15 protein-coding genes, 1 tRNA gene and 2 pseudogenes are annotated in these 24,191 nt (G+C 71.7%); 8 read left to right on the forward strand and 10 right to left on the reverse strand.

The features are described from left to right. Genes ACH4KB_RS25030 through ACH4KB_RS25040 form a run of 3 tightly spaced genes read left to right on the forward strand, consistent with a single transcriptional unit; the run spans nucleotide 1 to nucleotide 6,454 of the window. Nucleotides 1-4,242: a DUF5682 family protein gene (locus ACH4KB_RS25030; protein ID WP_398068127.1), complete on the forward strand. Its 4,242-nt coding sequence runs from the start codon at nucleotides 1-3 to the stop codon at nucleotides 4,240-4,242. Next, complete coding sequence (locus ACH4KB_RS25035) at nucleotides 4,239-6,146, forward strand: hypothetical protein (RefSeq protein WP_398068128.1); 1,908 nt, start codon at nucleotides 4,239-4,241, stop codon at nucleotides 6,144-6,146. Before ACH4KB_RS25030 ends, ACH4KB_RS25035 begins: the two co-directional genes overlap by 4 nt. Then, nucleotides 6,143-6,454: an NIPSNAP family protein gene (locus ACH4KB_RS25040; protein WP_398068129.1), complete on the forward strand. Its 312-nt coding sequence runs from the start codon at nucleotides 6,143-6,145 to the stop codon at nucleotides 6,452-6,454. The genes ACH4KB_RS25035 and ACH4KB_RS25040 overlap by 4 nt, the downstream gene beginning before the upstream one ends. Nucleotides 6,455-6,475: 21 nt before the next feature. On the opposite strand, the gene ACH4KB_RS25045 is transcribed toward ACH4KB_RS25040, so the two are convergent. Further along, nucleotides 6,476-7,192, reverse strand: coding sequence for a DUF899 domain-containing protein (locus tag ACH4KB_RS25045; RefSeq protein WP_398068130.1), 717 nt, complete (start codon nucleotides 7,190-7,192; stop codon nucleotides 6,476-6,478). A 64-nt stretch (nucleotides 7,193-7,256) separates the two neighbouring features. On the opposite strand from ACH4KB_RS25045, the gene ACH4KB_RS25050 reads away from it, so the two are divergent. After that, the gene (locus ACH4KB_RS25050; RefSeq protein WP_398068149.1) at nucleotides 7,257-7,913 is read left to right on the forward strand and encodes an alpha/beta hydrolase; all 657 of its coding nucleotides are present in this window, start codon (nucleotides 7,257-7,259) and stop codon (nucleotides 7,911-7,913) included. A 91-nt stretch (nucleotides 7,914-8,004) separates the two neighbouring features. Next, entirely contained in the window at nucleotides 8,005-10,071 is a 2,067-nt protein-coding gene (locus tag ACH4KB_RS25055; protein WP_398068131.1) for a phosphocholine-specific phospholipase C, read from the forward strand. Between the two features lie 87 nt (nucleotides 10,072-10,158). Here ACH4KB_RS25055 and ACH4KB_RS25060 read toward each other — a convergent pair whose 3' ends face one another. The 4 genes and pseudogenes from ACH4KB_RS25060 to ACH4KB_RS25075 all read right to left on the reverse strand — a co-directional run bounded on the left by ACH4KB_RS25060 (nucleotide 10,159) and on the right by ACH4KB_RS25075 (nucleotide 13,751). Beyond that, nucleotides 10,159-11,067, reverse strand: a complete 909-nt coding sequence (locus ACH4KB_RS25060) for a DUF2510 domain-containing protein (RefSeq protein ID WP_398068150.1) — start codon at nucleotides 11,065-11,067, stop codon at nucleotides 10,159-10,161. A gap of 75 nt (nucleotides 11,068-11,142) precedes the next feature. Next, nucleotides 11,143-11,382, reverse strand: a pseudogene (locus tag ACH4KB_RS25065) (response regulator transcription factor); the annotation flags it as partial. Continuing rightward, nucleotides 11,383-11,598, reverse strand: a pseudogene (locus ACH4KB_RS25070) (sensor histidine kinase); the annotation flags it as partial. 227 nt (nucleotides 11,599-11,825) lie between these two features. Further along, nucleotides 11,826-13,751, reverse strand: a complete 1,926-nt coding sequence (locus ACH4KB_RS25075) for a DUF2264 domain-containing protein (protein ID WP_398068132.1) — start codon at nucleotides 13,749-13,751, stop codon at nucleotides 11,826-11,828. Between the two features lie 140 nt (nucleotides 13,752-13,891). On the opposite strand from ACH4KB_RS25075, the gene ACH4KB_RS25080 reads away from it, so the two are divergent. Then, entirely contained in the window at nucleotides 13,892-14,677 is a 786-nt protein-coding gene (locus ACH4KB_RS25080) for a sulfite exporter TauE/SafE family protein (RefSeq protein ID WP_398068133.1), read from the forward strand. Nucleotides 14,678-14,711: 34 nt separating this feature from the next. Here ACH4KB_RS25080 and ACH4KB_RS25085 read toward each other — a convergent pair whose 3' ends face one another. Both ACH4KB_RS25085 and ACH4KB_RS25090 read right to left on the reverse strand, forming a co-directional pair. Beyond that, the gene (locus ACH4KB_RS25085) at nucleotides 14,712-15,158 is read right to left on the reverse strand and encodes a hypothetical protein (RefSeq protein WP_398068134.1); all 447 of its coding nucleotides are present in this window, start codon (nucleotides 15,156-15,158) and stop codon (nucleotides 14,712-14,714) included. An 87-nt stretch (nucleotides 15,159-15,245) separates the two neighbouring features. Continuing rightward, on the reverse strand, nucleotides 15,246-15,725 hold the full coding sequence (locus ACH4KB_RS25090) for a DUF309 domain-containing protein (RefSeq protein ID WP_398068135.1): 480 nt from the start codon (nucleotides 15,723-15,725) through the stop codon (nucleotides 15,246-15,248). 110 nt (nucleotides 15,726-15,835) lie between these two features. Between ACH4KB_RS25090 and ACH4KB_RS25095 the strand changes: the two genes are divergently transcribed. Continuing rightward, nucleotides 15,836-18,490, forward strand: a complete 2,655-nt coding sequence (locus tag ACH4KB_RS25095; protein WP_398068136.1) for an ATP-binding protein — start codon at nucleotides 15,836-15,838, stop codon at nucleotides 18,488-18,490. A 50-nt stretch (nucleotides 18,491-18,540) separates the two neighbouring features. After that, nucleotides 18,541-18,614, forward strand: a tRNA-Pro gene (locus ACH4KB_RS25100). Nucleotides 18,615-18,732: 118 nt separating this feature from the next. On the opposite strand, the gene ACH4KB_RS25105 is transcribed toward ACH4KB_RS25100, so the two are convergent. The 3 genes from ACH4KB_RS25105 to ACH4KB_RS25115 all read right to left on the reverse strand — a co-directional run bounded on the left by ACH4KB_RS25105 (nucleotide 18,733) and on the right by ACH4KB_RS25115 (nucleotide 23,386). Next, nucleotides 18,733-19,950, reverse strand: coding sequence for a tyrosine-type recombinase/integrase (locus ACH4KB_RS25105; RefSeq protein WP_398068151.1), 1,218 nt, complete (start codon nucleotides 19,948-19,950; stop codon nucleotides 18,733-18,735). A 1,122-nt stretch (nucleotides 19,951-21,072) separates the two neighbouring features. After that, entirely contained in the window at nucleotides 21,073-22,557 is a 1,485-nt protein-coding gene (locus ACH4KB_RS25110; protein ID WP_398068137.1) for a hypothetical protein, read from the reverse strand. Between the two features lie 20 nt (nucleotides 22,558-22,577). Further along, nucleotides 22,578-23,386 (reverse strand): IS5 family transposase gene (locus tag ACH4KB_RS25115; RefSeq protein WP_398068138.1). Its coding sequence is split into 2 segments (ribosomal slippage): nucleotides 22,578-23,047 and nucleotides 23,047-23,386, totalling 810 coding nucleotides; the frame shifts between segments, so codons are not numbered across the junction. Nucleotides 23,387-24,191: the final 805 nt, after the last annotated feature.

Here is a 24,191-nt window from a genome sequence, read left to right on the forward strand (position 1 = left end):
ATGAGCGAGTCGACCATCCCCGGGGCGCGGTCCACCTCGGAGGCCGCGGTGGCGGCCCTCGCGGCGACCGGCCCGGGGCAGCCGTTCCTGATCGGGGTGCGCCACCACGCGCCCTCGCTGGCGGCCGCCCTCCCGGCGCTGCTGGACGCGGCGGCCCCCGACGTCCTCCTCGTGGAACTTCCCGCCGAGTTCCAGCCGTGGCTGGGCTGGCTCGCCCACGAGGAGACCGAGGCGCCGGTCGCGCTGGCCGCCGTGCCCGCGGACGGGCCCGGCACCGGCGCGGCAGACGAACGGAGGCCGGCCTTCTACCCGTTCGCCGACTTCTCGCCGGAGCTGGTCGCCCTGCGCTGGGCGGCGAGAAACGGGGTTCCGGCCGTGGCCTGCGATCTGCCGCTGGCCGACCGGGCGTGGGCGGGGGGCGGCCCCGCCACCCCCGCCCCGGCCCCCGGCGCCGACTCCGCACCGGTGCCGGAGGAGGGGCACGGGCTGTCCGCCGCGCTCCGGTCCCGGCTCACCGGCCGCGAGGGCGACGACCTGTGGGACCGGCTGGTGGAGGCCCTCGCGCCCGGTTCGACACCCGAGGCGCTCCGCCGCGCCGCCCTGCTCACCGGCTGGGCACTGCGTTACGAGGCCGAGGCGCGGGGCGGTGTGCACGGCACGGACCTGGTGCGCGAGGCGTGCATGCGCCGACATGTCACCGAGGCCCTGGCGAGCGGGCGGCGGCCCGCCGTGGTGGTGGGAGCCTTCCACACCCCGGCGCTGCTGCCGTCCGCCGCCGGGGGCCGCGCGCCGCACTCGTCGGAAACGCCGGAAGAAGTGGAAGCACCAGCAACGCCGGAAGCACCAGCATCGCCGGAGGCGGCGACAACGCCGGAAGCACCAGCATCGCCGGAAGCGGCGACCGGCGCGGAAACGCCAAACCGGGCCGCCGCGCCCGAGCCGGGTGCGGAGGGTGCGGAGGACGGGGACGCCCCCCTGCACGGCACCGCCGGGACGACCGGCTGCACGGTCTCCCTGGTCCCGTACACATACCCCCTGCTCGACTCCCGCTCCGGCTACCCGGCCGGCATCCGGGACCCGGAGTGGCAGCACACCGTCCTGGACGCGGCCGGGGACCCGGCGGCGCTGCACGAGGCGCTGATCCGCACCGCGGTCCGCGTCTGCGCCGCCCTCCGCGAGCAGGGCCACCCCTACGGCCCGGCGGACGGCCGCGAGGTCGTCCGGGTGGCCGGTGACCTGGCCCGCCTGCGCGGCCTGCCCGCCCCCGGCCGCGGCGAACTCCTGGAAGCCGTACAGACGGTGCTCGGGCGCGGAGAGACCTACGGCACGGGCCGCGCCGTCGCCGGAGCCCTCGAACGCGTACTGGTCGGAGCCCGCACCGGGCGGCCCGCACCCGACGCGCCGCGCAGCGGGCTGGGCCCCGCCGTCGAGGCCGAGACCGCGGCGCTCGCGCTTCCCGGGCCCGAGGACGCGCACGAGAGGACACCGCGCGACCTCCGGCTGGACCCGGCGCGCTCCACCCTGGACCGACGCCGCGAACTGCTGCTGCGCAGGCTGACGGTGTGCGGCATCCCCTACGCGCAGGAGCAGGGGGTGGCCGGGGCGGCGGGCGGTGAAGGGCTGACGACGCGCTGGCAGGTGCGGTGGACCCCGGCGACGGCCGCGATGCTCACGGCGGCCGGGGCCCGCGGTGTCACCCCGGCCCAGGCGGCCGAGGGCGTGCTGCGGCAGCGGCACGCGGCCGAACGCGCGGAGGGCGGTCCGACGGCCGCCCAGGTCGTCGGCGGCCTCGCGGAGGCCGCCGAGTGCGGACTCCCCGCCCTGGCCGACGAACGGCTGACGGAACTCGCCGCCGTACTCCCCGCGAGCGGGACCCTTCCCGAACTCCTCGCCGGGCTCGACCTGCTGGATCGCGTGGACGCCGGCCACCTGCCGGGGCTGGCCGCGCCCGACGGTTCCATGGCCCCGGACACCAGCGCCCGTGCCGCCCGTACCGCGCGCGCGGCCGAACTGCTGACCTCGGCCGCGGTGCGCCAGGTCGACGGACTGACCGGTTCCGAGGACCCCGAGGACGCGCGGGCGCTGCTCGAACTGGCCCAGCGGGCCGACCGGGTGGGCGGCATCCGGCTCACCGGCGCCCTCGCCCGGCTGGCCGCCGACGGCACCCCGTTGATCGCCGCGGCCGCCGGAGCGGTCAGGGTGCTCACGGGCCACGAGGAGGCGGAGTCCTTCGGGGGGCGCGTCGCCTCCTGGGTGGACGGAGCCGTGGGCAGCGCCTCCAGGGCCGCGCTCACCGCCCGCCTCACCGGCGTCCTGACGGTGGCGGGCCCGCTGCTGACCGTCGGCGTCGGCGCCCTGGACCCGTTGCTGCACCGGGTCGTCGAGCTGGACGACACCGCGTTCCTGGCCCGGCTGCCGGCCCTGCGCGGTGGCTTCGACACCCTGAGCCCGGCCGCCCGGGACCGGCTGCTGGACACGGTCGAGGAGCGGCTCGGTGAACGGGTGGACACCCTCGACGCGGACGACCCGGCCGAGCTGGCCCGCCGGACCACAGCCGACCTCGCAGCCCGCGAACTCCTGACCGGCCTCGGCCTGCCCGTCCCGCCACCCACGCGGGACCACCGGCTCCCGGCCCCACCGCAGCCCGGCCGCCAGACCGCCGCGCCCGCCACCGAACCCGCCGCCGCGCCCGACACTGAATCCGCCGCCGCGCCCGCCACCGAACCTGCCACCGAACCCGCCGCCGCGCCCGCCACTGAATCCGCCGCCGCGCCCGCCGCCGCGCCCGCCGCCGCGCCCGCCACCGAATCCGCCGCCGCGCCCGCCGCCGCGCCCGCCACCGAATCCGCCACCGAACCCGCCGCCGCGCCCGACGCCGGGACCGCCATGGCGCCCACGCCCGCGACCGAGGCTGCCCTCGCCCCCGCACCCGACACCGAAGCCGCCCCCGTACCCTCCGCCGGAGACACCCCCACGCCCCCCAAGCCTGATAGCGCACCCGCCCCCGCCCCTTCGACCGGCTCGACCGGCTCGACCGGCTCGACCGGTTCAACTGGCTCGACCGGTTCAACTGGTTCGACCGGTTCAACTGGTTCGACCGGCTCCACCGGGACCGCCCCCGCGCGGACCCTCGCGGCCGCCGACCGCTGGCGGCTCGTGCTCGGCCGCCGCGCCGATCAACTGCCGTCCGGCGCCGCCCGCCTGGCGACCGCTCTGGACGAGCTGTACGGCACTGGGCACGGCGAGGGGTCCCGTGGCGGCCTGCCCGGTCACGGCGGCTCCGGTCCGCGCGGTGGCCGGGAGCCCTCGTTCCCCGGCGTCCGCGAGTGGTCAGAGGAACTGGCCGCGCTGTTCGGCCCCGGCGTCCGCGAGGAGGTTCTCGCCGCCGCGGCCGTGACAGGACGGCAGGACGTCCTCGCCGAACTCGACCCGGCGGCCGCCACTCCCTCCGTGGAACTGCTCCGGACGATCCTGCGGTACGCCGGCGGGCTCCCCGAAGCCCGCCTCGCGGCGCTCCGGCCCCTGGTCCGCCACCTGGTCGACGAACTGACCCGGCAGCTCGCCACCCGGCTGCGCCCCGCCCTCACCGGCACGATGTCGGCCAGGCCCACCCGCCGCCCGGGCGGCAGGCTGGACCTGCCGCGCACCCTGCGCGCCAACCTGGCCACCGCCCGCCGCACGACCGACGGAACGATCCAGGTGATCCCGGAGAATCCCGTGTTCCGCAGCCGTGCCCGCCGGTCGGCCGACTGGCGCCTGATCCTGGTCACCGATGTCTCCGGATCCATGGAGTCGTCCACGATCTGGTCCGCGCTGACCGCCTCGGTGCTCGCCGGGGTGCCGACTCTGAGCACCCATTTCCTGGCCTTCTCCACGGAGGTCGTCGACCTCACCGGCCATGTGCACGATCCCCTCTCCCTCCTGCTGGAGGTGAGCGTGGGCGGGGGCACCCACATCGCCGCCGGGCTGCGGCACGCCCGCAGCCTGATCGAGGTGCCCAGCCGCACCCTCACCGTCGTCATCAGCGACTTCGAGGAGGGCGCCCCCCTCGCCGGACTGCTGGCCGAGGTGCGGGCCCTGGTGACCACCGGCTGCCACGTCCTCGGGTGCGCGAGTCTCGACGACGCCGGCCGGCCCCGTTACTCGACGGGGGTCGCCGGGCAGCTCGTGGCCGCCGGCATGCCCGTGGCCGCCCTCAGCCCACTCGAACTGGCCCGCTGGATAGGGGAGAAGACCGCATGAACGACGACCGGTTGCCACCCGTCGCCCCGGAGGTCACGGCCACGCTCGTGGAGGACCTCTCGCCCCGGCTGCGCAAACGGCTGGACGCGGCGGTCACGAAGGTCGGCGCCCGCCCGAAGCGCCGCGACGGGGACACGGTGACGATCGAGGTCGACGACGAGACCGAGTTGCGTCTGCACGCCCCGGGCGGCGTGGTGGCGACGACGGACGCCATCACCTGCGGCTGCCTCCTCGCCCCGGCATGCGTCCACCGCGCGGCCGCCGCCTGCGCCGCCCCCGCGGCGGACCTGCCGCCCGAGCTCGTCGACCGGCCCCCCGCGGAGATCCCCGACCCCGGCTCGGCAGCGGACCTGGCCCGCGCACCCGGCTCCGTGACGGACCCGGCCCCCGCTCCCGCTCCCGACTCCGCCTCCCCGCCCGAGGTGGCGAGCCCGGCCCAGCGCGCCGCCGCCGACGCCCTGTGGTCGGCGGGCGCCGCCGTGCTGGAGGCCGGCGTCGACGGGGCCGGCGCCGTCACCCAGTCGGCCCTTCTCCGCGCCGCGCACACCGCCCGACTCCGGCAGCTGCCCCGTGCCGCGGCCGCCGCGCTGGCCGTCGTCACCCTGCTGCGAGCGGCCCGCGCGGGCGACCCGTCCTACCGCACGGCCGACCTCGTCACGGCCCTGGCCGAACTCCTCGGCACCGCGCACCGGGTGGGGACGACGTCCGGGACGGAGCTGGCCGCCGTCCGGGGCCGGGCCCGCCGCCCGTACAGCCCGGACGGCTCGCTGCGCCTGTACGGCCTGTTCACCGAACCCGTGGTCACCGACTCGGGACACGGTGGTGTCCGCACCTGGGTCGCCGGATCCGACGGCCGCCTTTTCACGGTCGGCGACGTGGCGCCCGGCGGCGTCGGACGCGCCCTGGGCGTGGCCGACCGGGCCGTGCGCCTTGGAGACAGTGCGCTCACCCACCGGGAGCTGGGCCGGGCCGGCCTGGCGGTCTCCGGGGCGACGGCGTCGCCGGACGGCAGACTGGGGGCCGGAAAGGGCGTCAAGGCCGTAACCGCCCGGGGTGCGGCATGGACGGAACCGCCGCTCGCCGCCCTGTGGGAGACGCCGCCGTCCGAACAGGCCGCCCGCGCCCTGCGGTCCACTGCCCGCTACGCGGACCCGGAGGGCGGCGGCAGCGACCTGCTCTTCCTGGACGTCGAACTCCTCGGTGCGGTACGGGAGTCGGGCGGCTCCTGCCTGCTCGCGCGGTGCGAGGGCGGCATTCTCGTCCGGCTCGCCGTCGCCGACGACGACCCCGCGCTGGCCCATCGCGACAACGTGATGCTGCTGGCCGCGGCACCGGGGACGCGGCTGCGGATCATCGGCCGTCTGGCGCCCGCCCCCCACCCCCGGCTCACCCTTCTCGCCTGCTCGCACCCCTCCGGCGAGGGCACGATCGACCTCGGCTTCGACCGTCTGCGCCGGGCCGACCTCCCGGACCCGAACGCCCCCGTGTACCCCGCCCCGCCCCGGCCCGGAGACTCCGGCGCGCACTCGCCGCTGTACCTCCTGGAGCGCCGGGTGGAACAGACGGTCCCAGCGGGCCGCGCGGCCCTCGGCCTGCTCGGCGACGTCACTGCCGAGACCCGCCGGATCCGCCGCGCGGGTCTCCCCACGGCCGCCGGACTCCTCACCGCACTGTGCGCATCGGCGGCCCAACGCGACCGCGATCCGTTCGGCCGCCTGCTCCCCGCCGACACCGACGGTTTCGCCTCCCACTGGCTGGCCGCCGCCCGCTACACGGCCGCCGTGGCCGAGTCCCTGTGCTCGGCGTCCTGGGAACCGGCGCAGGAGGGCGTTGCCCAGGCGTTGCCCACCCCGACGTCCCCGCTCACGAGATCCGAACCGGCACACGGCATCATGCAGGCATGATCACCATTCACCTGAAGTACGAGATCGACGCGGACAGGATCGAGGACTTCGAGGAGTACGGTCGCCGCTGGGTCCGCCTCGTCAACCGTTTCGGCGGAACACACCACGGCTACTTCCTGCCGAGTGAGGGCGACAGCGACATCGCCTACGCCCTCTTCTCCTTTCCCGGCCTTGCCGCGTACGAGCAGTACCGCACGGACAGCATGTCCGACCCGGAGTGCCAGGAGGCGTTTCGGCTGGCCCGTGACACCCGCTGCATCAAGCGGTACGAACGCCGCTTCCTCCGGCCGCTCGACGGTTCCGCCTAGCGGAGCCCGCGGGGGCGACTCCTACCCGCCGTAGTCGTCGTGGTGGCGGACCCAGTCCATGATCCCGGCCTCCTCCTGGCGCCCGAGGGGGGTCAGGTCCAGGTAGTTGAAGGTGCCGTTGAGGAGATCGGTGCCACGCGAGTAGGTCGAGTAGGTGTGAAACACCCGGTCGCCCTCGCGGAGGAAGACGCTCAGGCCGTGCTGCTCGCCGCTCAGGGCCCAGGACCCGACTCCGGCCTCCCGCAGTTCTTCCTTCGTGCGGAAGTTGAAGAGAACGGGCGTCACGGATTCATCCATGGTGACGTGGAAATCGTAGTTGAACGACGTGCCGTGGGAGGAAAACCAGGGGAAGGTCCACTCCATGCGTTCACGGAACTTCGTGATCCTCGCGAGAGGAGCGCGCGAGACCGCGGCGAATGATGTCCGGGCCGCGTGCAGATGCGCCAAGTGGCCGATGTTGTCGGCGAGGAGCGAGCACCCGGTGCAGCCGGCCTCCCAGTCGGGTGCCAGCATGAAGTGGTAGACGATGAGCTGGCTGCGTCCGTCGAACAGGTCGACGAGGCTCGCCGTGCCGTCCGGACCGTCGAAGACGTACGGTTCGGTGACCTCGACCATGGGCAGGGCCCGGCGCTGTGCGCTGAGCGCGTCCCGTTCCCGGTCGAACTGCTTCTCCCGCGCCAGCAGTTCCTTTCGGGCCGCTAGCCATTCTTCTCTCGAAACGATCGCCGGACTGTTCATTCTCGGTCCTCGCTGTCGCCGTACATTCCCAGCTGTCGGAACGTTACGTGAGGAGGCGGACGCTCTGTCTGTCGTCCTGCTGGTTCATGGCCTGTACCACTGTCCCGAGCACTTCGGCAGGGTGGCGGAACGCTTGCGGACCGCGGGAATCGAGGTCGTCGTGCCCGAGCTCCACCGAGGCTCGCTGGCCGCCGACACCGCAGCGGTCCAGGCCGCCGTCGACGCAGTGGCGGAGCCTCCCCTCGTGCTCGGCCACTCCTACGGCGGGTCGGTGATCACCGGAGTGCGCGGAGCGGGACAGCTGGTCTATCTGGCGGCCTTCGTGCCGGACGCCGGCGAAAGCGCGGCCACTTTGGGCGGGTCGTCGCCGCGACTTCAGCAGGCGATCAACCCCGAGCCCGACGGATCGACCAGTCTGCGTCCCCAGCAGGCCACCGAGGTTCTCTACAACGGCTGCTCCGAACCCCTCGCCGCATGGGCGGCCGGCCTGCTCCGTCCGCAAGCCCCCGGCTGCGGACGAGGAGTCCCGCTCCATCACAGCTGGAAGGACACGCCCTCCACGTACGTCGTCTGCGGCCAGGACCGGGTCATCGATCCCGCTTTGCAACGGAAGATGGCCGCGCGGTGCACGGAGGTACGTGAGTGGCGGACGGGCCACTCCCCGTTCGTGGGGCACCCCGGTCTCCTCACCGAACTCCTGGAGGAACTCACGCGGCGTTAACCGATCCGTCACGGCCTCTTCCGTTCTGTTCGATTCTCTTGGAACATCCTGTTCGCTTCTGTTCCCCCACACTCCAAGAGGCCCCTCACTCATGGCTGATATGAATCGGCGCCGCTTCTTCCAGATAGCCGGTGCGACGGCGGGATTCGCCGCACTGTCGGGCAGTATCGACCGAGCCGCCGCCATCCCCGCCCACCGGGCCTCCGGGACGCTCCAGGATGTCGAACACATCGTCGTCCTGATGCAGGAGAACCGTTCCTTCGACCACTACTTCGGGGCGTTGAAAGGCGTGCGGGGGTTTGGAGATCCGCGGCCCGTGACGCTGCCGAGCGGGAAGTCCGTCTGGCATCAGGCCGACACGACGGGCAAGGAGACCCTGCCGTTCCACCCGACCGCCGACGACTTGGGGATGCAGTTCCTCCAGGGCCTCAACCACGACTGGGCGGGCGGTCACCGGGCGTACAACGACGGCCGGTACGACCGCTGGATCCCGGCCAAGACGCCGACGACGATGGCGTATCTGACCCGGGACGACATCCCCTTCCACTACGCGCTCGCCGACCGGTTCACCGTGTGCGACGCCTACCACTGCTCGTTCATCGGGGCCACCGACCCCAACCGCTACTACCTCTGGTCGGGGCACACCGGCAACGACGGCACCGGCGGCGGACCCGTCCTCGGCAACGAGGAGCGCGGCTACGGCTGGACGACGTACCCCGAACGACTGGAAGAGGCCGGAGTCTCCTGGAAGATCTACCAGGACATCGGCGACGGCCTGGACGGCCCCGGCGGCTGGGGCTGGATCGACGACGCCTACCGGGGCAACTACGGCGACAACTCGCTGCTCTACTTCGACAGGTACCGCGACGCCCAGCCCGGGAACCCGCTGTACGACAAGGCCCGCACCGGCACGGACGTGGCCGACGGCGACGGTTACTTCGACGGCATCGCCGCCGACGTCCGGGCCGGGACACTGCCGCAGATCTCCTGGGTCGCCGCCCCGGAGGCCTTCACCGAGCACTCCAACTTCCCCTCCAACTACGGCGCCTGGTACATCGCGCGGCTGCTGGACGCGCTGACGTCGGACCCCGAGGTGTGGAGCCGGACAGCCCTGTTCATCACCTACGACGAGAACGACGGCTTCTTCGACCACGTCGTGCCGCCCTACCCGCCGACCTCCGCGGACCGGGGCCTGTCCACGGCCGACACCTCGACCGAGGTGTACGCGGGCGGAGCCTCGTACGGCCCCGGTGTCTACGGACTCGGGCCGCGCGTCCCGATGCTGGTCGTCTCGCCCTGGAGCACCGGCGGCTATGTCTGCTCCGAGACCTTCGACCACACCTCGGTGCTGCGGTTCATGGAGCGGCGCTTCGGCGTGCGCGAGCCGAACATCTCACCGTGGCGGCGTGCCGTCTGCGGCGACCTGACCTCCGCCTTCGACTTCGCCCGCACCGCGCCCGCCCCCGGCGACCTGCCGGACACCTCCGCCTACGAGCCCCCGGACCGCGAACGTCACCCCGACTACCGGCCCACCCCGCCCGCCGTCGGATCGCTGCCGAAGCAGGAGCCGGGCAGCCGGCCCGCCCGGCCGCTCCCGTACGCCCCGTACGTCGACGGCGCCGTCGACGCGGGCACCGGGAAGATCACGCTCACCTTCAGCCCGGGCACGGCGGCCGGCGCGCAGTTCTACGTCACCTCCGGGAACCGGACCGACGCCCCGTGGACGTACACCGCCGAGGCCGGCCGGACGGTGTCGGACGCCTGGAACTCCGCCTACTCCGGCGGTACCCACGACCTCACGGTCCATGGCCCCAACGGCTTCCTCCGTACGTTCAGGAGCCCGGGTTCCACCGTCGGTCCCGCAGTCGCCGCCCGCCACAACGACGGGAGCGGCAACCTCGACCTGACCCTCACCAACCCCGGCGACACCGAGGTCCGCCTCACGCTCTCCAACGCCGACGCCTACGGGGGAGCGGAGCAGTCGGTCACCGTCCGGCCCGGCGCCACCGTGTCGCGCACCATGGACCTGAGGGCGGGAAGGCGCTGGTACGACGTGTCCGTCACCGCCGAGGACGACCCGGCCTTCCTGCGCCGCTTCGCCGGTCATGTCGAGACGGGGGCCGCCGGGGTCAGCGACCCGGCAACGGCCACGGTCTGACGGGAGGACTACCCGACGGCGAAACGGCGGGGCCCGGACCGCATCCGGTCCGGCCTCCGCCGGTCACGCGACGCCGGGCGGGGCCGTTCAGACGGCTCCGCCGCCGCCGCTTCCTCCGGCACCGGAGGCGGCCTTGATCCCGCGGGTGATGTCGTCCAGGACGGACAGCTTCGGCGCGTCCTTGTTGACGTCGAACCCGGACCGGACCACGACGAGCATGTTCTTGGAGACGGGGGAGGGGAACACCAGCGATTCCACGTAGCCGTCGTCGCCCTTCTCCGTCACCACCTTCCAGCGCACGACATAGCCCTTGCCGCCCGCCACCGTGACGGCCTCGGACTTCAGCTCGTCGTGCGAGGAGATCTTCCCGTAGCTCTTACCGCCGTAGGACTCCTGCGCGTTGCGGGCGATGTCCTTCTTGGCCGCCTCCTCGGGCGTCCCCGCGGTGAGCTTCATGGCAGCCGCCGGGGCGGAGAACACACCGCCGCGCACACAGGTCTCGGCGGTGTCGCCGGGACACGCGTGCTCACCCGTCGTCAGTCCGGCGCCGACCGCCCCGGAGGTTCCCTTCCAGCCCTTGGGCACCGGAAGGCTGATCCCCGCTGCCAGGTCCGTGGCGAAGCCCGGCTCGGCCGGCGGGAGCCGGTCACCGGGCCCCTGACCGTCTCCGTTCTCCCCGCCGTTCCCCCCGTCGCCCTCCTGACCGTCCTTCTCCCCGCCGTCCGGTGCGCCCGGCGGATCGGGGACGGCGGACGGTGAGGAGGCCGCCGTGTCCGGCCGGCCACCGTCCTCGCCGAGCAGATACACGCCGCCCCCGATGGCGGCGAGCACCACCGCGCCCACCGTCACACCGACGCCGATGCGGATCCCGCGACGGCGCGCCGCACCGGGCGATGCGCGGACATGGCCGGTCCACTGCGCTCCGTCCCACCAGCGTTCCTGAGCGGGGCCATTGCCTGAGTGCCCGGGGTCTGGGTGCCAGCCGGGCGGGGTCATCTGGGTCACGGGGGCACCCTATGCGGACCGGGTGAGAATCACATGAACTGCCCGCGCCGCCCTCGATCCCGCGGGTCAGGGTTCGATCAGCCCGGCGCGGATCGCGTAGCGGGTGAGCTCCAGGCGGTCGCGCAGACCGAGCTTCTGGAGCAGGTGGGCGCGGTGCCGCTCCACGGTCTCGACGCTGATGACGAGCAGGTCGGCGATCTCCTTGGAGGAGTGGCCCTCGGCGACCAGCTTGAGGATCTCCTCCTCGCGCTCCGTGATGGCCCCCGCCGGCAGGTCCTCGCCGTCCCTGGCCCGATCGAGGAAGTCGACGGGCACATCGAAACGTACTTCGGTGCCGCCCTGCGGGCCGGAACCGAGGAAGACCTCGGCGCCGATCAGCAGAGCGCGTTCGCGCATACCGCGCAGGCCCGCTCCCTCCGGGGCGTTCCCGAGGCCGCGGCCGTCGTCGCTGATGTGCAGGTCCACTCCGCCGGGGCTGCGCCGCAGCGGCAGTTCGAGCCGGGTGGGGCGGGCATGCCGGACGCCACACGGCGGCGCTCGGCCTCCTGCGCGGAGAGCGCGCGGGCACTGCCGGTGGCCCGCTCGGTCTCCAGCCGGCGACGCCCGGCGACGGTCCGCGCGGCGTCCACCTGGTCCTCCTCGACAACGGCCGTACCGCCGCCCTCGCCGCCGCCGTCGGACGCACGGCCCTCTGCACGGCCCCCGGAGGCTGGTGGTGGCGATCCGCACGGACGCGTAGCACGGAGGCCTCAGACGGCGGCGCCCGCCGGCTCGTGATCCACCGTCACCGCCGCACCGCCGAACCTGATCCGCGTCCGGGCCCCGTCCTGCGCCCAGCGCACCTCGACCGTGTCCCCGGCCACCCTCACCCGGCCCACCACCTCGGCGGGCTCCGGGTCGGCTTCCGGGGCGGCGGTGAGGGAGGCCAGGGCGGCCAGGACCACCGTGCCGGTCACATCGGCGGCGAGCCGGGGCACGGTCGCCCAACGGGCGAACGCCGTCCCCTGCGGGGCCCGTACGTCCTCGCAAGCCTCCCAGCCGTGCAGCCCCCACAACCGTGAGCGCACCGTGCCGCCGGGGTCGGTGGCCCAGCCCGTCAGCTCGGCCCGCGCCCCGTCCGGCGCGCCCAGCACCCGGTGCACCCGCAGTTCGTGGCGGCCCCGGGCCACGATCGCGCTCTCCACCCGCAGCCCGGGGACGGTGGACGGGCCCGCCGGAAACACCGGCAGGTGCCAGGAGGCCGCCCAGCCCCAGCCGTCGCCGTGCCCGGACCCGAGCGGATGGATGCGCCGCCGTGCGCTGCGCGCCCCGCCGACCGTCAACGACAGATGGTTGTCCGCGGTGTTCGCCGCCGAGGTGGGCCCGGTCACCGTGGAGTACGCGAGCCGCGCGTAGTGCGGGTCCTCGTCGGCCGCGGACTCGCCCTCGTCCGGGCGGACATGGTCGCTGCCGTGGTTGTGCAGCCGTACCACGCCGTCCGCCCGCGTCGACTGCACCAGAAAGCCCGCCGCGGGCACGGACAGCACCCGGTCGGGTCCCTCGCTCGGGGCCGCCTCCTCCGGCGACGACCAGAATGGATGCTCGGCGGGAGCCAACAGGGACACGAACGCCTTCGACGCCCAATAAGGCGACGCGGGGCCGGAGTACGTCTGTAGCGTCGCCGCGTGCGGGCCGTGCCAGCCGAGGCTCAACAGCCCGCTCCCGTCGACCGCGCCGCGCTCCAGGAAGTACCGCAGCGCCCCACTGACCACCCGCCGGGACGCCCCCGGGGCGAGCGGTGTGTGCCCGGTCACCGCGCCCAGACCCACACCCGTGCTCGCGGCGAAGCGATAGGTCAGCGAGCGCCCGAAATGCAGCGGGGCCCCGTCGCCGCCGAACATCAGCGCGAAGCTCTCCAGATGTTCGCGCAACCTCGCCCCGTGCCGTGCCGACTCCCGTGCGTCGCCCGACAGATGGGCGTCGAGCAGCGGATACAGGTGCAGCGCCCAGCCGTTGTAGTGGTCAAAGGCGCGCCCGTCCCCGTCGGCGTACCAGCCGTCGCCCCGGTACCAGCTCTCCAGCAACTCCAGAGCCCGCTCCCGGGCCCGTGCCGTCTCGGCGTCGCCCCGGCCCACCGACTCCAGGAAGCCGGCCACGGTGTACGGGAAGAGATACCAGTTGTTGCCCGCCGGAACGTGCCGCAGCGAGCCCCGCAGCCAGTGCTCCGCCCGGTCCCGCACGTCGGGGGTCAGCCGGTCCCAGAGCCAGGGCCGGGTGAGCCGCAGCCCGAGGGCCACCGAGGCCGACTCCACCATGGGCTGCCCCTGCACATCGTGGTCCAGGATCAGCGGCCAGGACTCCGCGTCGTCCCGGCCCGGTGTCCGCGTACCGGTGTCGAGCCCGTCCGCGTACCGCTCCAGCAGGCCGTTCGGGTCCTTGCCGCCCGCCCCCGCGACCCGGAAGCCGGCCGCCAGGAACGTGCGCGCGTACCCCTCCAGCCCGTCGGAGCGGACGCCCGAGTGCGACGGGGGGCCGGGCAGGTCGAGCCGGGCGCCACCTGGCGTGGCCCACTTCCACGCGGCGTCCAGCATCCCGTCGGCGGCCGCCTCCCAGTGGGCGTGGGTGTATCCGGTGTACGGGCTCGACGCGCGGTCCTCGGGAGGGAGTTCAAGGAGGCCACCAAGGGAGACGGTCATGCGGGAATCCTGAGCGACTGATCGAAGAGGGTCAATGGATCAATCAAAAGCGGGCTAAATCGAGCAAACGCTCACGCGTGCAGGGGTGAGGGCAAGGGTCCGTCGGCCCGGTAACCGGTGCGCTTACCATCTTTCCCGACATGGACACCATCAGCCTCTGGCAACTGGCCGTACTCGCGGCGGCATCCACCCTCGTCGGCTTCTCCAAGACAGCTGTCAGCGGTGCCAATACGATCAGCCTCGCGGTCTTCGCGGCCGTCCTCCCGGCCCGCGAATCGACCGGGGTGCTGCTCCCGATCCTCATCGTCGGCGATCTCCTCGCCGTACGCGTCTACCGTCGTCACGCGCACTGGCCCACCCTGCTCCGGCTGTTCCCCGCCGTCGCCGTGGGCGTCGTGGCGGGCACCCTGTTCCTGGTGTGGGCCGACGACGCGGCGGTCCGTACCTCCATCGGCGCGATCCTGCTGTTCATGACGGGCGTGACCCTGTGGCGCCGCCGGATCGCGGAGAAGGGGACCGGGTCCGAGGCGGACACCGGACCCGCCGAGGGCGACGAACCCGCTCCCGGCACCGGTCGGACCGCCGCGCGCGGCTACGGGGTTCTCGGCGGGTTCACCACGATGGTCGCCAACGCCGGCGGGCCGGTGATGTCGCTCTATCTGCTCTCGGCCGGCTTCCGCAAGCTCGGCTTCCTTGGCACCTCGGCCTGGTTCTTCCTGATCCTGAACGTCTCCAAGGTGCCGTTCAGTGTGGGCCTCGGCCTGATCGACGCCCGCTCCCTGCTGCTCGACGCCTGCCTGCTGCTGTTCGTCCTGCCCGGCGCCTACCTGGGCCGGGTATGCGTCGACCGGATCAACCAGAAGGTCTTCGACCGGATCGTCATCGGTGCGACGGTGATCGGTGGACTTCAACTGCTGCTGATCTGAGGCATCCGAGCCGCCGGACCGCCGGACCGCCTCCTCAGGGAAGCAGCAGCCAGTCCGCTCCCACGGCGGCCAGCAGCCCGGTTCCCAGCAGCCAGCTGGCCAGCCGGGTGCGTCCGTTCCTGCTCAGCTCGATGACCACGCCGCACAGGATGAGCGCGAGCCCGTAGACGCCGACGACGAGCACCGACGAGCGGCTCGCGATACGCAGCCCGAGCACGAGGGCCATCGTCGCCATGCCCAACGAGGAGAGCACGATCCGCAGCCGCCGGGCCTGGCGCGGGGTAAGTCTCTTCCCGTCCTGACTGTCCCCACGGTCCTCACCACCGGGAACATCGACTCCGACCGTAGCCGTAGCTGCAGCCGTAGCCGCAGCCGTCTCCGCTTTCGTCTCCGCGGCGGCGCCGGCTATCGGGGAGTCGGTGCCCCCGTCCTTCCCGCGCTGGTCCCGGGGCTGGTCCTGGTCCTGGTCAGAAGTGCTCATGGAGCCGGATCGTAGTAGCTGTACGGAGCCGGGACCCGCGGACCCGGTTCTTCCGCTCCTGGCCCCACCCCGGCCGCGGCCTTCGGACTACCTCCGCAGGCGGGGCGCCTCGGCCGCCGCGTCAACCGTCGGGCCTGCCTCCACCCGGTCCGCCAACTGCCGGGCCCAGTCGGCCAGTCCCGCGACCGCGATCCCGTGCGGCCCGGACACGGTGAACGGGGCGAGCGCCCCCGCGCCCCGGCGCAGCAGCCGCGCGCCGCCCGCGGTGTTGCCCCGCGCGGAATGGGTCAGCCCCACCGCGAGCTGGGCCAGCCCCCGCCAGAGCTCACGCTCGTCCTCCGGCCCCGACTTCCAGGCGTCCTCGAAGACCTCGTGCGCGTGGAACGGCATTCCCGCGTCCAGCAGTCGCTGTGCCTCCCGGAGCGTTTCCGAGGGCGTGCGGACGACCCCCTCCGGCTGTCGTTCGACGCCGGGCGTGCCGTACGGCAGGGGGCGTCCCAGCCCGTCACGGGGGCGCGCGTTGCGCGCCCGGCCCTCGGCATCACGGTCTCTGCGCGTCTCGTTCACCCCTCGATTGTGCCCCGCACCTGCGGAGAATCGCGCGAACCCTGTCGACGAGCACCCGCGCACGACTAGGCTCGACCGTCGAGAAGACTGCCTCTGTGGGAAGGGTGGGCATGAAGCCGTCCCAACCGTTGTACGAGCGTGAACCGGAACTCGCCGCCGCCGCGAAGGCGGTGGACGCCCTCTGCGGTGCGCAGGCCGTCGGCGGACTCCTGGTATTCAGTGGAGAGGCGGGGATCGGCAAGACCGCACTGCTGGCGGAGATCCGGAGGATGGCCGCCGACCGCTGCACCGTCTGGTCCGCCCGGGGAGGCGAGACCATCACCTCCGTACCGTTCCACGTCGTACGGCAGTTGTTGCAGCCCGCACTCGATCAGTTCCCGCCCGACGAGACCCGCGCCCTGTTCGGCGACTGGTACGAGACGACCGCCCCGGCCCTGGGACTCGCCCAGCCGAGCGGACCGCAGCCCGATCCGCAGGGTGTGCGCGACGGCCTGGACTTCGTCGTCGGCCGACTCGCGTCCCGGCTCAGCCACCGGCCGTTACTGCTCATCGTGGACGACGCGCACTGGGCGGACGGCGAATCCCTCGCCTGGCTGGCCTCGTTCACGGCCCGTCTCGGTGAACTGCCGCTCCTGGTGGTGCAGGCCCACCGCCCGCAGGAGCTGGCCGAGCGCGACGCCAACTACATCGCCGACCGCGAGGCCGAACGCGGCTTGGGCAATCAGGGGACGGTGACCCGGGTCGCCCTGCGGGCTCTGACTCCGGACGCCACCGCCGTACTGGTCCGCGCGGGCCTCGGTGATCACGCCGACGACCCGTTCTGCCGTGAGGTGTGGGCCGTCACCGGAGGCAATCCGTACGAGGCGGTCGAACTGGTCGCCAAGGTCCAGGACCGCGAACTGCCGCCGGTGGAGGAATCCGCGGGCGAACTGCGCGAACTCGGCGCGTCCGCCAGGGGCAGCGGCCTCGTCGCCCGCCTGGAACGGCTCGGCACGAACGCCAACCGGTTCGCCTGGGCCGCCGCCGTGCTGGGTACCGACATCTCGCAGGAACTGGCCGCCACACTCGCCGGAATGAGCTCGGCGGAGGCCGCCGACTGCACGGCCCGGCTGCGTGACGCCCGTATCGTCAGCGGCTTCGACCCGTTGGAGTTCGTCCACCCGCTGATCGCGACGGCGGTCTACCGCTCGATCCCGCCGGCCACCCGCACCGCCATGCACGGGCGTGCCGCCTGGGCGATCACCCGGGCCGGCCTGGGCGCCGCCGCGGCTTCCCGGCACCTGCTGGAGGTCCACCCGGACGACGACCAGGAACTGGTCGCGCAACTACGGGAAGCCGCCGGCCAGCACCTCGCCGTCGGTGCGCCCGAAGCGGCCCGGCGCTGCCTGGAACGGGCACTGGAGGAGCCGCCGCGCCCCAAGGACCGGGCTGTCCTGCTGTACGAGCTGGGCTGCGCGACGCTGCTGAGCTCCCCGCCCACCACGGTCCAGCACCTGCGCGCCGCCCTGGACATGCCGGGGCTCGACGACGGGCTGCGGGTCGACGCCACCTTCCGGCTCGCCGCCGCGCTCGCCCACAACAACCAGCTCAAGGACGCGGCGCTCTCGCTGGCCGCCGAGGCCGCGCGCACCGCACCCGGCCCCGGGCTGATGCGGCTGCAGGCGGCGCACTTCATGTGGGAGGGCATGCAGGCCACCGAGGACGACGGACCGGCCCGCTCCCGGCGGCTCACCCGCAACGCCGACCACCTCAAGGGGCGCGACAACGCGGAGCGGGCGCTGCTCACGCTGCGGGCCTTCGACGCCATGGTGCGCGGTGAGAACGCCCAGCTCATCGTGGACCTGTGTGAACGCGCGCTGATCGACGGCAGTCCCGCCCGGGGGCTCGGCTGGACCGACTCCGAGTGGGGTTTCGAACTCCCCACCATGGTGGGTATCGCCTACACCTTCGTCGACCAGCTGGACCGCGCCGAGAGCCTCTTCGGCGAAGCGGTACGGGCCTTCGAGATCTCGGGCTGGAGCGGGGCCCACCTGGCGTTCGCGCACACCCTGCTCGGCATGGTCCACCGCCGTCGTGGCCGCCTCGCCGAGGCCGAGGGCTTCCTGCGCGAGGGGCTCCGTCTCGCCGACCGCGTCGGTTCCGGACTCCCCGTCCACTGGGACGCGGCCTGCCTGCTCATCGACACCCTGCTGGCCCGCGGGCGCACCGAGGAGGCCCGCCGCATCGCCGACCGCTACGACTTCGGCCCGCCCTACCCCAGCGCCATGGTGCTGCCCGACGGACCATCCATGCGAGGCCGCCTGCTGCTGGCGGAGGGCCGCAGGGAGGACGCGATCGCGGAGCTCGAAGTGGCGGGCGCCGCTCTGGAGTCGCGCGAACGCTTCAACGGCGTCTGGGCTCCCTGGGCCGGCGACCTGGCGCGGGCCCTGGCCGATGACGACCCGGCCCGCGCGGCCCACCTCGCCGCCCGGAACCGCGTGCACGCCGAAAGGTTCGGAACGCCGACCGCCATGGGCGAGGCGCTGCGCTGCGTCGCCCTCTTCGCACCCCCGGAGCGGGCCGCGCAACTGCTGGCCGAGGCGGTGGGGCACCTGGAGAAGTCTCCTTCCGCCTACGAGCACGCGCTCGCCCGGGTCGACTACGGCATCGCGATCGGTTCGCACCGGGAGCTCGCCCGCGCCCAGAAGCAGGCGATGGCCTGCGGCGCCGAGGGTCTCGCCGCCCGCGCCCAACAGGCACGGGCGTCGATACGGTCCTCGGAGTGAGGTAATGTTTGTCCTGCGCGGTCACCCGGGGAAAGCCGGGGGAAACGCGGCGGGACGTGGCGCAGCTTGGTAGCGCACTTGACTGGGGGTCAAGGGGTCGCAGGTTCAAATCCTGTCGTCCCGACTGGAGACGGTCGCAGGTCAGGGCCGGTTTCGGAGCAATCCGAAACCGGCCCTTGATCATTTTTGGGGACCAGTTGGGGACCAGCTGGAGGTCCGGCGTCCTTGACCGGGTCTGCGGGTCAGCGGGTCATGACGATCGGGCTCGGCAGTGAGCGTGGTGCGCGCAGCACGTTGAAGTGGGCCGAGAGCACCGCTCCGGCGGCCGTGATCTTGTGGACGTCCGGGTGAAGGTAGCGCTGGGTGGTGGTCAGCGAACCGTGGCCGGCGATCCTACGGAGGACGTGGACTTGGACCCCGGCGTCGGCGAACCAGGTGAGTGCGGTGTGCCGGAGGTCGTGGCGGCGCAGATGCTCGTAGCCGAGCTTGGTGACCACGTCGTCCCAGTGTGTGGCGTCGCGCAGGACGGCGGTGGAGATACGTCCGCCTCGCGGTCCCGTGAACAGGCGGGCGTCCGGATTGGGGCCGGCGGACAGGATGCGCTGGGCGACGAGGGGGCGGATCTCCTCGACGATGGGCACCTTGCGGGCCCGCTTGCCCTTGGTGCCCTTGTCGGTCAGCCCGCCGGGGGCGGGTGTGGTCTGACGCCGCACGGTCCAGATCCACTGGGTGGTGTCGATGTCTCCGACGCGGCAGCCGGAGATCTCGCCGATCCGTGCGGCGGTGCACGCGGCGAAGATGACCACCTCTCCCCAGCCGCGGTACTCGTCGTGGGAGGCGGCCACGAGTGCGTCGGCCAGTGTGACGAGTGTTTCCCAGTCGGGCAGGGCGAGCGCGCGTGGGTCGAGGAGTTCGTCCTCGGCCTGCTTGTAGAGCTTCTGCCAGCCGGTCACCCGGGCGGGGTTCACCTTGATGATGCCGTCGCGGACTGCCTGCTCCATGACGCGGACCAGGACGGCGATGGTGTTCTTGACCGTTGAGCGGCTGAGCTCGTCGGCGATCCAGTTCTGCACGGTGCGGTCGACAGTGCCGTTGGTGATTATGCGGACCGGGAGGTGGCCCAGGGCGGGCACGACGCGCATCCGCCAGCCTGACAGGTAGGGGTCGAGTGTTTTCAACTCCAGGCCGCGCAGGGCGAGGTCCATGTTCGTGTTGCCGTATTCGGCGAGCTTCATGGTGGCGAGCGACGGGGACAGCCCTGCTTCAGCCGCTTCGATGATGGACTGGAGCCACTCCTGTGCTTCGTCCTCGTCCGCCTTCCCCTCCGACAGGGACAGCCGCCGCTTCGTGGCCGGGTCAAACCAGCGGACTCGGGCGCGGTACGGGTTGAGGCGATTAGGCCGGTACTCGATGTCGGTGGTGAGTCGGACACCGACCGGCACGATGGCCTTGTCGGCCATCATGTGTCTCGGCGCGGGACGGTCCGGTGGCGACGCAGCCATTCCTCGACGTCGACCGCGCTGTACATGACGACGCGTTCCGAAACGGCGACGAACGGCGGACCCTGGGGCGGCCGAGCGGTGCGCCAACGGCGCAGAGTCGAGGTGTTTACATGCAGGCAGGCGGCGAGGTCGCGCGTCGAATACCAGGCATTGGCCAGGAGAGACGACCGGCTGTCCTCTCGGACGAAAGGGGCACCATCCTCATTCTTCGTGTGTGTCTGACGGTCTGTGTGGTCTGCTATCGGTTCGGTGGACAAAGGCGGTGGATCTCCGGGGGTACGGAGCACCAAAGGGATACAGAAGGCGGTCGGCGACAAGCGGGGCGGCCCGCAGGTGGAGAACCGTGGGGTTCTGCATGAACAGAAGCGGTGAGTCTCTTCTGTTGGAACTGATCCGCAGTGGTGCTCTGGGCAAACGGTGGACAACAATCGTCTGCAGAAGCGCCGGTTTGGCTAACCGGCGATGTTCGGCTATGTTGCCCTCATTTGCGACGCGGCGAGCATCACGTGCTGTGTCGATGAGTGTTTCTCGATGACGCACCACGTGGAGTGCGTCGCGATCCTCGAACCCATCGCAAAGGCCGCCTGACTTGCAGGTTCGGGTGGTGTGCGTTATGTGCTGCGTGGGCGTTACGGGCGATATCTTGACGCTAAAACGACGCTCTACGAGGCATCTTGACGCTCTTTTTGATGGCCCGTCAGGTGCGTTGCCCCGCTGGTCAGGCGGCATCCTGGCTGCGCGGGTGTGGCAAGGCGCCGGGAATTTCGTGGTGCTGAACGCTCCCACTCAGCCGCCTCGGCAGCGTGCCAGCAGGTTCTTCGTCTGCTGGTGGTACATGCCTCGCATGGCCGCTGACCAGCGGAAACGGCCACGATTCGGCCAAGCTGCAGGCGGCTGGTCCGCGTATGGCCCGGATCTTGGTCGGCACGGAGTGCACCCCTGACCGTCGGCCCATGGCGGTGGCGAGCTAGCACATAGACGAGGGGTGTGCTGACAGGGCTCCACGGAGCGTGCCTCGACATGACGCGCTGGACTGCCGACCGCCGATAAAAGTGCGAACCACGGCGGCACCGCAGCTCTTCAGCCGTGCGGACCGGGCCGACGAGCCTGAGCCAGCAGAGCAGCGTGCCGACTACTCCGGGCGAGGGCTGATGGTGCCTCGGCAGCCCAATCTCGGGTATCGGCGGAGAGCCGCCGGTCATGGGCCATAGCGGCGAGCGTCTGTCTTGTGCTTCTTGAGCAGGAGGGATCAAGGACCAGCAGCAGTAGCGCGGCCTCGACTCGGTCTGGTTCCAACAGGGCCCTGTTCCGGGCAAGCGGGGCGAGCACCTGTTCGGCTTGCTCGATGGCACCGACGGTGGCGAGTTCTCTTGCGATCTGGATGCTCAACAGAGGCGGCAAGGTTTGGCGATTTGTAGTCAGAGCCTGCAAGGTGCGCAGTGCTGTAGGGATGTGCTGCGGGCCGTACCTGTATAGGCGGCGTGCTGCGAGGGCGCGCGTCGTCGGAGGCTCGGATTCGGTGTCGGCCAAGGTTGTTAGGAGCGCCGCCGCTTGAGCTCCAGAGCTTTGCCAGTTCAGGTGATTGATGAGATCTATGGGACCAAAGCGATCAGCCACGGATTCTGATGTCCGAACTCGGCTAGACAGCAGGGTTTGGGTGGCCTCGTGCAAGTCGGGCCCGAGCAGGGCGATGCCCTCCAGAGGCCCAGACCACTGCCGCCAATCCGTTGAGCCTCGTAGTAGACGTACAAGATCGCGGCAAAGGCGGGCTCGGGCGTAGGGGCCGAGACTGGCCAGCTCGGCCACAACCAGCTCCGTGGGGAGTCCGACCGAACCAGACTCCAGACAGGTGCGCAGGAATGCTTCGGACCGATCACGTACTGTCGGGCTGATGCATGCGACCTCGGCGGCGAAAGCCACCGCCCCCTGGGGTGGTTGTTTGGGGTCAAGTCTGTCGAGAACGTTCAGGACGACTGATTCGTCGTCCGGCCCGGCGCCGAGGCGGGCAAGGAGGCTGGCCGCTGCCATTCGGTGCATGTCGGACGCCGCAGCGGAGCTCGCTACGTGTCCCGCACAGGGCCCTGTCTCCGCCCGATTGTGACTGGCGAGGACTGTGGTCACGGCAAGCGCTTGCGTGGAGCCACCCCCCGTAAGAAGCGCAATCTCCTTCAACATGCGGGCCAGTTCGTCACGGTCACCGCGCGAGCCGGTCCCCAGCAGGAGGCTCGCTGCATTGCACCAGCTTTCGAGCACGTCATCCAGCGAGTCGAGAGCCCTACGCTGCAGGTAGCCCACCGCTTCCGCTCGGTACTGGCGGCCCAGCGAGAGGACATTTGTGGTCACCATGTAGGGGTCGGCTGCGCAGTGCTGGGTGAGGAAGGTGGCCGCGGCATCGGCGTCGATGCTCCGGACCGACATCAGAATGTCTTGCCTGCATAGATTCGGTAGACGCGAGTCCAGCAAAATGCGGCAATGCTGGGTGACCACCTGCTCGCGTAGCCCTGGTTGGTACGAGGCCGCGACCTGCAGCAAGAATCGGACGACGTCCACGTCCCAGATGGCCATCGGCCCAGTCACTGATCGTTTCAGAATGAGGTCCGGAGTCGTCTCAAGCAGATGACGCAGCAAGCGAGTTGGAGTAGTCCGAGGTGGAGGTCGGCTCGTATCTCGTAGCGGATGCGGAGTCTTTTGAACTGGTGGAGCCAGGCGAAGGTGCGCTCGACGACCCACCGAGTCTTGCCCAGGCCGGAGCCGTGCGGGGTGCCGCGGCGGGCGATCTTGGGTGTGATCCCGCGAGCCCGAATGAGACGGCGGTATTTGTCGTAGTCGTAGCCGCGGTCGGCGAACAGCCGCCGGGGCCGGTGGCGTGGCCGGCCGCGCAGGCCACGGATGCGGGGTATGGCGTCCAGCAGCGGCATGAGCTGGGTGACGTCGTGGCGGTTTCCGCTGGTCAAAGAGACGGCGAGCGGGATTCCGTGCCGGTCGACGATCAGGTGGTGCTTGCTGCCGGGGCGGGCCCGGTCGACCGGCGAAGGTCCGGTGTGAGCCCCCCTTTGAGAGCCCTGATGTGCGAGCCGTCGATCGCGGCATCGTCCATCTCCAGCAGGCCCTCTTTGCGCAGTTCTGCCAGCAGGACCTCGTGCAGGCGGGGCCACACTCCGGCCTCGGTCCAGTCCCGCAGACGCCGCCAGGCCGTCACTCCACTGCAGCCCACCAGCTCCGCAGGTACATCCCGCCAGCTCACACCCTTGCGCAGCACGTAAACGATGCCCCGCAGAGCAGCGCGGTCATCCGCCGGCAACCGCCCGGGATACCGATGCCTTCGAGGCGGTCGCTCCGGAAGCAGCGGGGCTATGCGTTCCCACAGATCATCAGGCACAAGGTCAGCAGACACCCACCAGATCCTGCCGACCCCACACCCAACTGCCAAGGCACCACACCGATCTCATTCTGAAACGATCAGTCAGTAGCCGCAGCCCGGCCAGCTGGTGTTCAGGCTGAGCCCGCAGCAGCAGTGCGGCCAGGACGGCCCGCTGTGGATGGCTGACGAGAAGGCCGGGGCGGTGATCCACCTGGTTTTGGTGACCGGCGACGGCTTCCAGGAGCCGTATCACCGATGTCGCGTGCGCGGAATGTAGCTGCGCAGGTCGGGTGCCAAGCCACTTCGCGAGCCGCGACCATGCGCTTGCAGCCTGACGTACGCCAGGTGGGGACTGCCCTCGCAGGATGCAGGACAAATCTGCGGCCACCGCCCGGACTGCTGCTGCGGCCACCTCTTCTTCATCCGCCGTCGGGGAGACAGACAGAAGCTCAGCGACGTCGACGGGCAGGTCCAGGAGACTTGTCTCGGCGGACCATGGCACCACCTGATCTGAGTCGCGAGGGGACTCCATGAAGCCTGGCGGGGTGCTCAAGTCCTCCGCATGTTCCTCCTCGATGGATAGGTCTGCTGGAATCGGGCGTAGATCGATGAGGGAGGGGCCGGCGGCTGGCCTGTGGGGAAGCGAGTTCCACCCGGGGGCGTCGCTCAGTAGCTGCTCGGCCATGTTGCAATGATGCTCGTGGAGGAACTCCTCGTCCTGTGACAGGAAAGTGAGGCTTTCCCTAGTGTCTTGAGTCGGTAGTTGGCTTGCGGTTATAGGGTGGGTCGATGCCTGGTCCGAAGCCCTTGCCGCTGGAGTTGTCCGATCACGAACGCC

The sequence above is a fragment of the Streptomyces sp. NPDC017520 genome (assembly GCF_044329855.1).
Lineage (GTDB): Bacteria > Actinomycetota > Actinomycetes > Streptomycetales > Streptomycetaceae > Streptomyces.

Bases quoted from the DNA above. Each gene is read 5' to 3' on its own strand.
- ACH4KB_RS25030 (WP_398068127.1), top strand. From the start codon at position 1: ATGAGCGAGTCGACCATCCCCGGGGCGCGGTCCACCTCGGAGGCCGCG.
- ACH4KB_RS25060 (WP_398068150.1), bottom strand. From the start codon at position 11,067: ATGACCCCGCCCGGCTGGCACCCAGACCCCGGGCACTCAGGCAATGGC.
- ACH4KB_RS25095 (WP_398068136.1), top strand. From the start codon at position 15,836: ATGAAGCCGTCCCAACCGTTGTACGAGCGTGAACCGGAACTCGCCGCC.
- ACH4KB_RS25075 (WP_398068132.1), bottom strand. From the start codon at position 13,751: ATGACCGTCTCCCTTGGTGGCCTCCTTGAACTCCCTCCCGAGGACCGC.
- ACH4KB_RS25040 (WP_398068129.1), top strand. From the start codon at position 6,143: ATGATCACCATTCACCTGAAGTACGAGATCGACGCGGACAGGATCGAG.
- ACH4KB_RS25110 (WP_398068137.1), bottom strand. From the start codon at position 22,557: ATGGCCATCTGGGACGTGGACGTCGTCCGATTCTTGCTGCAGGTCGCG.
- ACH4KB_RS25085 (WP_398068134.1), bottom strand. From the start codon at position 15,158: ATGAGCACTTCTGACCAGGACCAGGACCAGCCCCGGGACCAGCGCGGG.
- ACH4KB_RS25105 (WP_398068151.1), bottom strand. From the start codon at position 19,950: ATGGCCGACAAGGCCATCGTGCCGGTCGGTGTCCGACTCACCACCGAC.
- ACH4KB_RS25045 (WP_398068130.1), bottom strand. From the start codon at position 7,192: ATGAACAGTCCGGCGATCGTTTCGAGAGAAGAATGGCTAGCGGCCCGA.
- ACH4KB_RS25080 (WP_398068133.1), top strand. From the start codon at position 13,892: ATGGACACCATCAGCCTCTGGCAACTGGCCGTACTCGCGGCGGCATCC.
- ACH4KB_RS25035 (WP_398068128.1), top strand. From the start codon at position 4,239: ATGAACGACGACCGGTTGCCACCCGTCGCCCCGGAGGTCACGGCCACG.
- ACH4KB_RS25055 (WP_398068131.1), top strand. From the start codon at position 8,005: ATGGCTGATATGAATCGGCGCCGCTTCTTCCAGATAGCCGGTGCGACG.